The organism is Mesorhizobium sp. L-2-11, assembly GCF_016756595.1.
GTDB lineage: Bacteria > Pseudomonadota > Alphaproteobacteria > Rhizobiales > Rhizobiaceae > Mesorhizobium.
The window spans coordinates 6,302,719-6,315,698 of the sequence record NZ_AP023257.1; the positions used below are offsets into that span (position 1 = coordinate 6,302,719).

The 12,980-nt window shown below is 59.9% G+C and carries 12 protein-coding genes and 3 pseudogenes; 5 read left to right on the forward strand and 10 right to left on the reverse strand.

All coding sequences use genetic code 11. The annotated features are described in order from the left end of the window. Positions 1-63: 63 nt before the first annotated feature. Positions 64-1,434, reverse strand: coding sequence for a CapA family protein (locus JG739_RS29980; RefSeq protein ID WP_202364536.1), 1,371 nt, complete (start codon positions 1,432-1,434; stop codon positions 64-66). Positions 1,435-1,608: 174 nt separating this feature from the next. After that, a pseudogene (locus tag JG739_RS36510) lies at positions 1,609-1,759 on the reverse strand (methylaspartate ammonia-lyase); the annotation flags it as partial. 556 nt (positions 1,760-2,315) lie between these two features. Here JG739_RS36510 and JG739_RS29990 point away from each other — a divergent pair. The 3 genes from JG739_RS29990 to JG739_RS30000 all read left to right on the forward strand — a co-directional run bounded on the left by JG739_RS29990 (position 2,316) and on the right by JG739_RS30000 (position 4,541). Next, complete coding sequence (locus tag JG739_RS29990; RefSeq protein ID WP_202363131.1) at positions 2,316-3,722, forward strand: IS30 family transposase; 1,407 nt, start codon at positions 2,316-2,318, stop codon at positions 3,720-3,722. A 129-nt stretch (positions 3,723-3,851) separates the two neighbouring features. Next, complete coding sequence (locus tag JG739_RS29995) at positions 3,852-4,031, forward strand: hypothetical protein (RefSeq protein ID WP_202364537.1); 180 nt, start codon at positions 3,852-3,854, stop codon at positions 4,029-4,031. A 189-nt stretch (positions 4,032-4,220) separates the two neighbouring features. Then, positions 4,221-4,541: a hypothetical protein gene (locus JG739_RS30000; protein ID WP_202364538.1), complete on the forward strand. Its 321-nt coding sequence runs from the start codon at positions 4,221-4,223 to the stop codon at positions 4,539-4,541. Between the two features lie 369 nt (positions 4,542-4,910). Here JG739_RS30000 and JG739_RS30005 read toward each other — a convergent pair whose 3' ends face one another. Together JG739_RS30005 and JG739_RS36515 are read right to left on the reverse strand one after the other, a co-directional pair. Beyond that, positions 4,911-5,063 carry a hypothetical protein gene (locus JG739_RS30005; RefSeq protein ID WP_202364539.1) on the reverse strand — a complete coding sequence of 51 codons (153 nt, stop codon included), beginning with the start codon at positions 5,061-5,063 and terminating at the stop codon, positions 4,911-4,913. A 70-nt stretch (positions 5,064-5,133) separates the two neighbouring features. Further along, positions 5,134-5,437 (reverse strand): annotated as a pseudogene (locus JG739_RS36515) (hypothetical protein); the annotation flags it as partial. Between JG739_RS36515 and JG739_RS30010 the strand changes: the two are divergent. Beyond that, positions 5,436-6,542: pseudogene (locus JG739_RS30010) on the forward strand (IS3 family transposase). The pseudogenes JG739_RS36515 and JG739_RS30010 sit on opposite strands and share 2 nt — an antisense overlap. A 326-nt stretch (positions 6,543-6,868) precedes the next feature. On the opposite strand, the gene JG739_RS30015 reads toward JG739_RS30010, so the two are convergent. Genes JG739_RS30015 through JG739_RS30040 form a run of 6 tightly spaced genes read right to left on the reverse strand, consistent with a single transcriptional unit; the run spans position 6,869 to position 12,563 of the window. After that, positions 6,869-7,057 carry a hypothetical protein gene (locus tag JG739_RS30015; protein ID WP_202364540.1) on the reverse strand — a complete coding sequence of 63 codons (189 nt, stop codon included), beginning with the start codon at positions 7,055-7,057 and terminating at the stop codon, positions 6,869-6,871. 46 nt (positions 7,058-7,103) lie between these two features. After that, positions 7,104-8,135 carry an ABC transporter ATP-binding protein gene (locus tag JG739_RS30020; RefSeq protein ID WP_202364541.1) on the reverse strand — a complete coding sequence of 344 codons (1,032 nt, stop codon included), beginning with the start codon at positions 8,133-8,135 and terminating at the stop codon, positions 7,104-7,106. Then, entirely contained in the window at positions 8,132-9,139 is a 1,008-nt protein-coding gene (locus JG739_RS30025; RefSeq protein ID WP_202364542.1) for an ABC transporter ATP-binding protein, read from the reverse strand. Before JG739_RS30025 ends, JG739_RS30020 begins: the two co-directional genes overlap by 4 nt. 1 nt (position 9,140) lies before the next feature. Continuing rightward, entirely contained in the window at positions 9,141-10,022 is an 882-nt protein-coding gene (locus JG739_RS30030; RefSeq protein WP_202364543.1) for an ABC transporter permease, read from the reverse strand. A gap of 1 nt (position 10,023) precedes the next feature. Further along, the gene (locus tag JG739_RS30035; RefSeq protein ID WP_202364544.1) at positions 10,024-10,965 is read right to left on the reverse strand and encodes an ABC transporter permease; all 942 of its coding nucleotides are present in this window, start codon (positions 10,963-10,965) and stop codon (positions 10,024-10,026) included. Further along, on the reverse strand, positions 10,965-12,563 hold the full coding sequence (locus tag JG739_RS30040) for an ABC transporter substrate-binding protein (RefSeq protein ID WP_202364545.1): 1,599 nt from the start codon (positions 12,561-12,563) through the stop codon (positions 10,965-10,967). The genes JG739_RS30035 and JG739_RS30040 overlap by 1 nt, the downstream gene beginning before the upstream one ends. Before the next feature lie 77 nt (positions 12,564-12,640). On the opposite strand from JG739_RS30040, the gene JG739_RS30045 reads away from it, so the two are divergent. After that, positions 12,641-12,955 carry a hypothetical protein gene (locus JG739_RS30045; RefSeq protein ID WP_202364546.1) on the forward strand — a complete coding sequence of 105 codons (315 nt, stop codon included), beginning with the start codon at positions 12,641-12,643 and terminating at the stop codon, positions 12,953-12,955. Positions 12,956-12,980 lie beyond the last annotated feature (25 nt).

Here is a 12,980-nt window from a genome sequence, read left to right on the forward strand (position 1 = left end):
GCTCAAACAATTTCTCGCCAGACTGAGCATAGATAAATTTAGATGCCGCAGCCAGCCGAGTGATCACGGCGAAGTCGGACTCAATCTGATCACTCCAATATCGTTCTCGATGAAGATCTCGGTCCCAAAAGGTGTCGAGAGCTTCTGTAGGCGCTCTAGAATGGCCTTGGCTTGAGGTGTCGAGGCAAACTGCGGGATGCCCCGGTCGGCAAACCTTTTCGAGTAACCGAGTTCGATCGGATATAGCCGCAATTCGGCAAGCTGATTCTGCTCAAATCGGCTTACGGTGACAATGCTTTCATAGAAGATCGGGTCTGTGAATCCCCTCGCCATCTCGGCGACTTTCACCTCCGCATCGGTGTCGACCCGTGGGTCCTTAGCGTATTCGTCAAACATGTCGGCGCCGGACGGGGTCCCGAGGTCGTCCTCGAAGAAATTCCCAAGGCTATAAAAGATCGGCCGGCCCCTATAGATTTCGATGCCTCGCAACAGATGCGGCCCGTGACCAATGTATGCGTCCGCTCCGGCGTCGATCATTTTGCGCGCAAAGGATTGCTCGTAATCAGGCGGTTCCTGGCTCCAATTCCCAGGCTCGTGGCCGTGGTTCGTGACAATGCAGAAGTCGGAGAACTGCTTGCCCCGACGAACGTTTCGTAGAATGTCGGCGACATCGCCCGGGTCGGGTTCGTAGCTGTATCCGGCCTTGTCGCCCGCCTTGAAAGTTGCTCCGGCGACCGCGACCCGGGCTGAGTCACCATGGCCGGACGCGCAACCCGGCAGCGCATCGCGCACTTGCCTTAAATTTTTGAGCATCTCCGGCGGGACCACGATGCTTTCGGCCAAACGAAGCGGGTTGAGTCCGGGTCTGCCTGGCGCCTCGCCGGCGGGATCGCACGCCCGAAACATAGGCGCAAACGTTGTAGCCAACGACACCAAGCCCACGCGACCGCGTGCGGTTTCCAAGAAGCGAGCCGCGCCAGCTTGTGCGAGATTCTCGCCCGTACCTGCATGGACGATACCGCTCTCATCGAGCACCCGGCTCGTCTCGCGCATGCCTTCAACGCCCCAGTCAAGCGTATGGTTGTTCGCGCGGCCGAGGATGTCGAATCCCATCGCCTTCAAATCAGGTCCGATCTCCGGCAGGCTGAGGTGATACGCGCCGCCGTATTCAGCCTGCGGGTATCCAGTGAAGGATCGGATATCGAAGATGTTGACTTCCAGGTTGCCAAAAGTGACGTCTCCATCATGAAGGATCTTGACGACGGCGCCGAAGCCAGAACCCTGAGATTTGGTCACTGCCCGCGACACGATGAGGTCGCCAACTGCTACCATCGTGAAGCCGTCCACAACGTTCGTTGCAATCGATCCGACCGTGTCATAGCCACCGTCGTGCTGGATCAGATGACAATCGTTCTCTTGCAAATGTTCTTCCATAGTCCTTGTTCTCTTCTTTTCCTGTACTTGGTATGATGCTCGGTGTCCGTGCAGCGGTGCGCTTGAGATGCTCGAGCGGAAAGAGTTTCACCTCGCCCTCGACGGGCTCCTCCAACCGAACTCGGGTGGGATCCGGCACAGGAGCTGCCGCGGTCGGGGGTACGCTGAGCGAAATGCTGGAACGCGAATCGACTTGAAACCGGGGTGTTGTCGGTGCGCCGACATAGACGAAGCCGTCCTGGATTGCGCCTGACCTAATGGGTTTCTGATCGTCATAGAAAAATGGGCCGTTGCCAGGCGCGAGCAAGACATCTTTGATCTGCATTTCGTTTCGCTCAATTTGTTCCAAACGCATTTATGAACGGATCTGGTCCACCCACTACCTGCCCAACTTGGTCACTTGACATTGAGTTCGCCAATATAAAGTTCGAGGCGGTGCCATCGCGTTTCCAGATGGCTGGCGCCTGCCAAGAAAGCCGCCATCGCCCTAACGCATCTATATGGAGCCCAACCTCAACAGGAATCAACCGAGTCGAAACGAAGCTTCCGTGCCCGGAGTGAGGCTGATGTGCGTCGATCGCATCTCCCGCACGCGCCAGGACAGTCATCTCCTTTATCACAACGACGACGCTCCTGGACCCCCAGGGCCGTGGTCGACCACAAGCTGTTTCAGCAACGAGCTGTGGTCCGAGGTCTCATCGCGATCAATTTGAGGCAAAAGGGGCCGACGACCGATATGGGTTCACCCAAGGTGAACAGCAGCGTTCATACAGCAGGTTCATATGGAGTCTGACGCGCGCTCGCGCCGGTTTTTTTGAGGGCTTGGGGCACATTAGGCGGATTCAAGCGGTCGTCGCAACACCTAAACGAAGGAGGTTGCGATGGGCATCCAAAAGCGACGATCACACCGTTCTGGACGAGCGCCGTTGCCGTCACCGGGACGTCCGCCAGTGGCGGAGAGATCTGAACTCCAGCGATTCTGGTTGGGGATCGCGCAAGGAATGACAAGCGAAGATGCTGCGCTGGCTGCTGGTATGTCGCAGCCTGTTGGAACCAGATTGTTCCGACAGGCGGGTGGCATGGCACCAGCGATGTTCAGATCTTCGAGCAAGCCGCCGTCCGGGCGGTACCTCTCGTTTGTGGAACGTGAGGAGATCGCACTACTTCGCGTTCAAGGCCTTTCGAGACGCGAGATCGGTCGCCAACTTGGCCGATCCGCCTCAACCATCTCCCGCGAGCTACGACGCAATGCCGCGACGCGCAGCGGTGGCCTGGAGTATCGTGCATCGACAGCCCAATGGCATGCCGAGCGATCGGCCCGTCGACCCAAACCGACCAAGCTTGCGCTCAACACGACCTTGCGCACTTATGTTGAGCAGAGACTGGCCGGCGTCGTCATGACTCCGAGCGGCGCTCCCGTTCCGGGTCCCGCCGTTTCGTGGAAGGGCCGCCGGCATGGCCCGCGAAAGAATCGGCGGTGGGCCACGGCCTGGAGCCCGGAACAGATTGCCCGACGCTTGCCGATCGACTTCCCGGACGACGAGACGATGCGCATCAGCCACGAAGCCATCTATCAGGCCCTTTTTGTTCAGGGCCGGGGAGCGCTACGCCGCGAACTGTCGGCCTGCTTGAGAACGGGGCGCGTGTTGCGGGTCCCCAGGGCGCGCGTACGCGGGCGAGGCAAGAGCTTTGTCTCGCCGGAGATCATGATCAGTCAACGCCCCGCCGAAGCGGTCGATCGCGCGGTGCCGGGTCACTGGGAGGGAGACCTCATCCTTGGTCTTGGCAGCTCGGCGATCGGCACGCTGGTTGAGCGTACGACGCGCTTCACGATGTTGCTGCATCTTCCCCGACTTGCGGGGCATGGCGAAGCTCCGCGCATGAAGAATGGCCCTGCTCTCGCGGGACACGGAGCTGAAGCCGTGCGTGACGCGATTACGCGCACCATCATCACCTTGCCCGAAGAGTTGCGGCGTTCGCTGACCTGGGATCAGGGAGCCGAAATGGCTCAGCATGATCGTCTCAAGATCGACGCGGGTGTCCAAGTCTACTTCTGCGATCCGCAAAGCCCATGGCAGCGTGGCACCAACGAGAACACCAATGGACTGCTGCGTCAGTACTTCCCGAAAGGCACCGACCTGAGCGTCCACAGCGCCGACGAGATCGCCGCCGTGGCCGTGGCCCTCAATGCCCGACCGAGAAAAACTCTGGGATGGAAAACACCCGCAGAAGCGCTTGACGAGTTGCTGTCGCGAGTGAACACAATCGGTGTTGCGACGACCGCTTGAATCCGCCTTATCATCAAGAGCAGGTAGTCGATGTCGGCACAGATCCGTGTCACCGACCCGAAGAGCCGCGGTCGCGGGCGACCCCAACGAGCCGATAGTGTTCTATTTCGGCGGGTGGGCGGGCGGGGTATGGAAGACGATCGCCGGCGGCGTATATTGGCGCTGCGTATCCGATGGTTCTTGACGAGCGCCAGTGTCGGAGCGCTCGCGGTCGCCCGCTCGACCGATGGTGGGGCGAGCTTCACCGAGGTGATCACGCCTCATGGCGACAACCACGATCTCTGGATCGACCCGGTCAATCCCAGCTAATGATCGAAGGCAATGACGGCGGCGCCTACATCACCTTCAATGGGGCAGGACCTGGTCGTCGATTTACAATCAGAACACAGCGTAGTTCTATCGCATCGATGTCGACGACCAATATCCCTATCTACGCCACGCAGCAGGACAACACCTCGATCTCGGTTTCGAGGGCCCTCGGAATAAGTGTTATCACGCTTGGGCGACTGCACCTATCCAGGCACCGGCGAGAGCGGCTTCATCGCCGTGGATCCCAAGGATTCCGAGATCGTCCAGTGCGGCGCGATCGGCTCAAGCCCAGGAGACTGTGGAGCTTTGCAACGCTACGACCACCGCACCCGACAAATTCGCCTTGTCAGTGGCTGCCCGGAAAAGACGAGCGGTATGGCGTCGAAGAATATGCGCTACCGTTTCGGTTGGATCTTCCCGATCACCTTCTCGCCGCATGATCAGAAGACACTTTATATCGGGGCAAGCACGTCTTCCGCAACCGCGCCGAGGGATCGAGTTGGACCGTGATCTCGCCCGATCTAAGCCTTAACGACCCAGCTCGACAGGACCATTCGGGTGGCGTCCTGACCCACGACGATTCCGGCGCCGGAGTGCATGCTACGTGCGCCTCGATCGTGGAATCCCGGAACCGCAAGGGCGATATCTGAGCAGCTACCGACGACGGGCTCATCCATGTGACGCGAAACGACGGGGCTCAGTGGAGCAACGTTACGCCGAAAGCGCGGCTTTCGACAGATCTTTTTTGCATGGTCGACGAGAAATGTGAGGAGGCAGACCCGCAGCCATTTCAAACGGAACTGACAATCGGAAAATTGCTGTACCCGCTGATGTCGCCTAAGGTTTTGCCTCGGTCGCGGCTTTCCAATTTAGACGAGATCACGAGGAATCTCCTTCGACCATGAGTTGAAAAAGATGCGCGCCGCATTCGAACGCATCGAAATCGATCTGAAGGTGGAAGGCCGACTTGGTAGCGGTCATAACTGTCCCGCCCCGGCTCAACATTGCCGGTTTCAGCAACGTGGTCGCCATCGGCGGAGAAGCCCCTCCGGGGCGTCAAAGACTGACCGCTCCGGAAGCGAGCGGCCCCAGCTTGTGCAAGAATGTGACAAGCGCCGCCGTGCTCAGCCTCCGGACTTCCCTCAAACGATCGGATATCGAAGATCAAGGTTTCCATATTACCGAAGTGACATCGGCATCACAAGGAATCTTGACGATGTCGCCGAAGCAGGGATGTTCGTATCTAGTCAGCGGTCGCGATAAGATGAGGTCGCCGACTGCTACCAGTGTGAAGCCGTTCGCAACATTCGTTCGATCGAGCCGGCCGTATCATAGCCATTGACCTGCCACTGAGTTTTTCCTCCACCTGGAGTTAGAGTCCGGCCTCGATTGAAGGACGGACAGATGAAGCGGAAGCGGTTCACGGAAGATCAGATCATCGCGGTTCTGCGCGAGCACGAGGCGGGCGCAAAGGCCGGTGACCTGGCTCGCAAGCACGGGGTCAGCGAGGCGACGCTATATAACTGGAAGGCGAAGTATGGCGGCATGGACGTGTCCGACGCCAAGCGCCTGAAGGCGCTGGAGGATGAGAACGCCAGGCTGAAGAAGCTGCTCGCCGACCAGATGCTGGAGGCCTCGGCGCTGCGCGAGCTTCTGTCAAAAAAATGGTAGGGCCCGCCGCCAAGCGCGAAGCCGTCGCGCATCTGAGGTCCGCCATGGGCCTGTCGGAGCGGCGGGCCTGTTCCTTCGTCGGTGCCGATCGCAAGATGATCCGCTACCAGTCCTGCCGGCCGCCGGAGACGGAGTTGCGCAGCCGACTGCGCGACCTGGCCAACGAGCGGCGTCGCTTCGGCTATCGGCGACTGTTCATCCTGCTTCGGCGCGAAGGCGAGCCGTCAGGGATCAACCGGATCTATCGGCTCTACCGCGAAGAGGGACTGACGGTTCGCAAGCGCCGGGCGCGGCGGCGCGCGGTTGGCACGCGGGCACCGATCCTGGTCGAGGCACGGCCGAACGCGCGCTGGTCGCTGGATTTCGTCCATGATCAGTTCGCCTGCGGCCGCCGGTTCCGCGTGCTCAACATCGTCGACGACGTGACGCGCGAGTGCCTGGCGGCGATCCCCGACACCTCGATCTCCGGTCGTCGGGTGGCACGTGAGCTGACCGACCTGATCGTCCAGCGCGGCAAGCCAGACATGATCGTTTCCGACCACGGGACGGAGTTCACCTCGAACGCCATCCTTGCCTGGTCGAAGGATCATCGCGTCGAATGGCACTACATCGCGCCGGGAAAGCCGATGCAAAATGGCTATGTCGAGAGCTTCAACGGCCGGATGCGCGACGAGGCCGCATTCCTCGCTCGGCTACCAGACCCCGGCGGCCTTCGCCGGAACCCTCACTGCAACCGGCTCCAACGCTGCGCTCGATAGAAGCTTCGCGTCTCCGCCGGTTGTTCAACCCGCGCCCTACGGCGTAACAGAAAAGGCCGAGGCTCTAATCGCCGCTGGATGACAGTTCAGTGGCAGGTCACCATCGCCCCGCCGAGCTGTATGAGAGCCGTGATCTTGTGAATTGTTCTCCATTGACACCTCCATAAGCTGAATCTTACAACGACTAACTTCTTCTTTTGCCGTACTGAACCTAACGTTCAGAATCACGATGCCGGTCCGCTAGAACCGAACGGGCATCCATAAAGTCGCCCTGCGGTCACACCGGCCTTGATACGGTTGCGTCGTGATTGTCATATGGCGGTTCCCTTCTGGACTAGTCACGGACTTCGCTTGACAGACCACGAGTCATAAAGCGGGCGATTGATCTAATATAACTTTCATCTGACCTCATCTTGCTGGGTATCGTTCGACTGGCGGGATCGAGTCGGCTTCTGGGTTCGAGTGAGCAGGCTCGACCAGCCGTTCGAGAACCCGGACCAAGATTGGGATGCCATTGAAGCCTGCATTGCCGCCGATCTTCAATTCTCGCGGCAGCAACGTCGCGTTTGACGCAGCCGCCGAGATTGCCAGTTCCAAGGACGGCAATCACCTCTATAAGAGCATGATTTCCTCAGGCACAGGTCTACGGCTCTGCCACGGAAGCGAGTAGAGCGTTGGCGGCCGACTCTCCCGGGCCCCCTGTCGCCGGTGCGCGCACATGACAGGCCACGAACCGTCCGTCGGCCATCGGCACTAAAGGCGGCACTTCGATGCGGCAACGCTCGACCGCGAGGGGGCAGCGCGGGTGGAACGCGCACCCACTCGGCGGGTTGATCGGGCTCGGCACCTCGCCCTCCACGAGCACCTCCAGCCGAACCCGCGTCGGATCCGGCACCGGAGCTGCGGCGATCAACGCCTCAGTGTAGGGATGGACCGGTTTCGCGAACAACGCCTCGCACGTGGCGAGTTCCACGATCCGCCCCAGGTACATGACGGCAACGCGATGCGCGATATGCTCCACGACGCCAAGGTCATGCGAGATGAAGACGAAGGCGATGCCCATCTGCTGCTGGAGATCCAGAAGCAGATTCAGAATCTGCGCTTGCACGGACACGTCAAGGGCTGAGACCGCTTCGTCGGCGATGATGAGAGAGGGGTTGAGCGACAGGGCGCGTGCAATGCCGAGCCGCTGGCGCTGACCGCCCGACAACTCAGACGGGAGCCTGTTCATCATCTCGGGCGACATTCCGACCTTTCGGAGAAGGTCAGCGGCAAGCGCCTGACGCTGCTTCCGGCTGAGGCGCTCAAAATTCTCGACGGGTTCGGTGATGATCTGTCCGGCGGTGAGGCGCGGGTTGAGCGACGAGTACGGGTCCTGAAAGACCATCTGCATCCGACGGCGCCACGCGTGAAGCGCGCCCTTCTTGAGGCCCGCGATATCGGTCCCGTCGATCAGCACGCGCCCGCCCGTCGGCTCCACGAGCCGCATCAAGAGCCGCGCGACAGTCGACTTGCCGCAGCCGGATTCGCCGACGATGCAAAGCGTCTCGCCCGCCTCGACCGAAAAGGATACATCCTCCACCGCCCGGATCACCGGAATGCTTTTCTTGAAGATTCCCGCACCGAGCGGATAATGCTTGGTCAGATTCTCGACTTTCAGCAAAGGACCACTCATGCGTCCATCACCTCTTCGGCGCGCCAGCAAGCTGCGGCGTGGCTCGACCCGACATCACGCAGGGCGGGCGTCTTGTCGCGGCAAATGTCGATCGCGAACGGGCAGCGAGGCGCAAAGCTGCAGCCGACAATGGGCTCGCACAAGCTTGGCACGATGCCGGGGATTTCCGGAAGGCGGCGCTGACGGCCGCGGCGCGGATCAGGCACCGAACGCATCAGGCCCTGGGTGTACGGATGCGCAGGGCGCGCGAACAGCTCAGTTACGCTCGCTTGCTCCACGATCCGGCCGGCATACATGACAATTACGCGCTGGCACGTCTCTGCCACAACGCCCAGATCATGCGTGATGAACATCACGGCCGTTCCCATGCGCTCTTTCAGGTCGACGATCAGCCGCAGGATCTGCGCCTGGATAGTGACGTCGAGCGCGGTGGTTGGCTCGTCGGCAATCAACAGTTCCGGTGAGCAGGCAAGAGCCATGGCGATCATGACGCGCTGGCGCATGCCCCCCGACATTTCGTGGGGATAGTTGTTCACGCGACGCTCCGGGTCAGCGATGCGGACGAGACGGAGCATCTCTTCGGCCTTTTCCATGGCCACCGAGCGGGACGCTTTCGTGTGGATCTGCACCGCTTCGGCGATCTGGTGGCCGACCGTATAGACCGGGTTCAGACTCGTCATCGGCTCCTGGAAGATCATGGCGATCTGGTCACCGCGGATCTGGCGCATCTCCCGAGCAGACAGTTCAAGCAGGTCGCGTCCGCGAAAACGGATCTCGCCGCCGACCGTCCTGGCGGACAGCTTCGGCAGCAGGCGAAGGACGGAGAGAGCGGTAACGCTCTTTCCGCACCCGGATTCGCCGACGACGCCGAGCGTCTCGCCTTTCTTGACCTGAAAGCTGATGCCGCCTAGGGCGCGGGTAACGCTTGCTTCGCCGTAAAAGTGTGTCTCGAGGTCTCGAACGTCGAGAAGCACGTCGTTCCCTGCGGTTTGATGCATCTTCATGTTAGCGCCTCCGCTTGGCGCGGGGATCGAACAGGTCGCGCAAACCGTCCCCGAGCATGTTGACGGCAAGGACCGTGACCGCAAGGCAGATACCGGGGGCGAAGATCGTCAATGGGGCGATGGCGAGATACAGACGCGAACTGGCGATCATGTTGCCCCAGCTCGGAATTTCGGGTGGCACGCCCACGCCGAGGAAGCTCAGCCCGGCCTCCGTCAGGATCGCGCTGGCGCAGACAGTGGCGCCCTGGACCATCAGCGCCGGAATGGTGCTCGGCAGAATATGCCGCCACAGCACCTTGGGCAGGCGCGCCCCGCCGCAGAGCGCGGCCTCCACGTAGGGACGCTCTCGAACACCCAGAACCACCGAACGTACCAGCCGCGCGACGGCTGGCGTCTCGGGGATCGCGATGGCGACGATGAGGATGCCAATACCGGGGCCTGTCAGAGAAATAAGGGCAATGGCGAGCAGAATGGTCGGGATCGACATCAGGCCGTCCATGACCCGCATGACGAAGTTGTCGAAGCTGCGGCTGTAGCCGGCGATGACACCGATCAGAGCCCCGGCAAGAGCCGCGCATGCCGCCGACAGCAATCCCACCATGAGGGAAATCCGGGCGCCGAAGATCGTTCGCGCGAACACGTCCCGACCCAGATTGTCGCTCCCGAACCACATCTCAGCGGTAGGCGGCTGGAGGCGCGTGAACGGATCCATGTTCACTGGGTCGCCGGCGTAAAGTGGGGCAGCGAACGCCAGGATGATCAGAAGCGCCAATAGGCCGCCGCCTGCAATGACCAGCGGATGACGCCTTGCCAGATGGGGAATATCAGATATTCGCAGGCGGCCCGTCGGGACCGTTTCAACTGATGCGGACAAAATCGTCATATCAGTACCGGATACGGGGATCGATTAAGGTGTACGCCAGATCGACTGTGAGGTTGATAAGGACGTACACACCCGAAGTCAGGATGAGCACACTCTGGATGATCGGATAGTCGCGGTTGTTGATCGCATCCACAACCAGACGACCGATACCGGGTATGTTGAACACCGTTTCCGTGAGGACAACTCCGCCGATCAGATAGGCGAAGCTTATGCCGATGACGGTCAGGATTGGCGCGCCGGCATTCTTCAAGGCATGGTGGAAAAGCATGGCATGGGACGAAGCGCCTTTGGCAGCGGCGGTTCGCATATAGTCTTCCGACAAGACCTCGAGCATGCTAGCCCGCGTAACCCGCGCGATGAATGCGATGTAGCCCAGACTTAGCGCCACGGTGGGAAGGATCAGATGCACGAACCAAGGCCCGAGGCCACCATCGATGGGCTCATATCCCTGCACCGGTAGCCAGTGTGTCTTGATGGCGAAGAAGTATATGAGAAAATAGCCGATGACAAAGACCGGGACGGAATAACCAAGTGCCGAAAAGGCCGTGAGGAGGCGGTCGACGAGACCGCCAGATCGCCACGCGGCAAGGATGCCGAAGGAGACCCCGACCGTCACCGAAAGCATCATCGTCAGGATCGACAGGGAAAGGGTCGGCTCAAGCCGCTGCGAGATGAGGTCCAGAACCGGTCGTCCGGCAAAGATCGAGGTGCCGAAATCACCGCCTAGCATATCCCGCACCCAATGCATGAACTGAACCGGCATAGGATCGTTCAGGCCCAGCTTTTCACGGATGCCGGCGATCATCTCAGGCGTCGCGTTGCGGCCAGCGATCATATCCGCGGGGTCTCCGGGCGCCAACCTAAGAAGCAGAAATACAAAAATCCCGACCATCGCCATGACGGCGATGGTCGAGACCATTCTGCGTAGGATGTAGACAGCCATTAGGCCGAGGCCTTCTGCATGTTCCACATCGGGGTACAATCTGGCATGGCGATGAGGCCGGTGAGCGCTCTGCGGTTGGCGGTTGGCGAGACAGCTTCACCCAGCAGAACGGTGCCGACGAAATTCCAGTGTTCTTGTTGCATCTTGCGGGCCAGTGCTTTGCGCTCTGCCGTGTCGACATTCGCCCATTTGGCTCGAAGAGCCTCATACTCGTCGCTCTTCGGCCAGCCGTACCAACCGTTCTCGCCATTCGCGCTTAGAGTGGGGTTTCCGACCGGATCGGTGCGGGAGTAATCGGACTCGCTCGTGATGAAAATGCTCCAGCCGCCGTTCTCTACCGAACCCTTGTTCGCGCGGCGGGCGACGAGCCCGCCCCAGTCGCTCGGGGCAAGCTCCGCATTCACCCCAATCTTGCGTAGTGTGGCCGCCAATAACTGCGCCATATTGTTGGCCGCCCCCCAATCCGTGGGATCAAGAATGACGACCTTCTCGCCCGCATATCCGGCCTCCTTGAAGAGCTGCTTGGCTTTTTCGGGGTCGCCGCCCTTCTTGAACCATCCCGTATTTTCATCATTCGAATAAAGTGTATCGTTTCCAAAAAAGGAAGTGATAGTGCGGATGTATTCTGGGGGATACGTGGTACGCATGACTGCCTCCTGATCGATCAGGCTAAGCATTGCTTGGCGCGCCTTGACGTTGTCGAACGGCTTCTGCAGACAGTTCATGCGCATGAAAAATACTTCGTTCGACTTGGGAACCCGGAGTTCAAGGTTAGGATCGCTCTCGATTAGTGAGTAAAGATCCGGAGATGGCGTTCCGAGGTAGTCAGCTTCACCTGACTGCAAGGCGGCGAAAGCGGTCTGCTGATCGGCGATGATTTCCCAGATGACACGATCGACCTTGACGACCTTCCCGCCGGCCAAGCCATCCGAGGTTTCCTCACGCGGCACATATTTCTCATTGCGGTCGTAGGTGAAGCTCGCGCCCGGCTTTGCAAGAGCCTCATTGAACTTAAATGGTCCCGATCCGATATTCGCGGTCACCTGCTCGGTCGCGGGCCGATCTGCGTCTTTTTCGCGCATCATAAACGGGACCGGTCCAACCACTTTCGCGAGCAGATCGAGCAGAATCCCCAACGGCTCCTCGAGCGCGATCGTGAAGGTCTTGTCGTCCTTCTTAGAGATATCCTTGGTCCGCGCAACGATCAGTTGTCCGCCGGGATCCACCTGGCCCCAGCGACGAATAGACGCCACACAGTCCGCCGAGGTGACAGGCGCGCCGTCGTGCCACCCCAAACCATCCCGAAGCTCGAACGTATAGATCTTCTTGTCGTCGGAAACGCCCCACTTCCCCACCATTTGCGGCTGCGGCATAAACTTGGAATCAAGCGCAAACAGCGTGTCGTAAATCGCCAGGCCATGGGTGACAGTGGCGGTAGCCGTCGTCAACATCGGATCGAAGACGCTGAGGTCACCCATCACCATCCGGACCGTCCGCGCGTCGGTTGGTGCTTTTTGTGCCCGCAGGACCGATGGGATCGTTATAGCCGCTCCGGCGGCCAAACCGGCCTTGATCATTTCGCGTCGTGAGATTGTCATGTTCAGTTCCCCTTTGGTTTGTGGCGACAAACGATGAGCGCTATTCGCTGGATCGGGTGCCTTTCTGCAGGTCGACGTTGTCGATCGAATCCTCGTCGGATGTCTGCCGCAACGTTGATCCCACCCTTGGCGCGGAACGGCGCCACTTTAGCTGCAGGGTCGCGTTTTCCATCCCACAGTCAATTAAACTGAAGCCCGGCGAGGTGCGGATGATTGAGCCCCGACGGCAACTGGCCAACATTGATGCCGCCTGCGGTTTACCAAATAGGCACATCGCCTCCTCCGCCTTGCGACTGTCTTGCTGTCTTGCTTTTTGGCTTATCGGTGGATTTTCAATTGCCGAAGGGCTTTGCGTCAAATTCAGTGTGTGTATTGAAGTCATCTGGTTTTGAGATAGACGTAGGACGGCATAAGGCC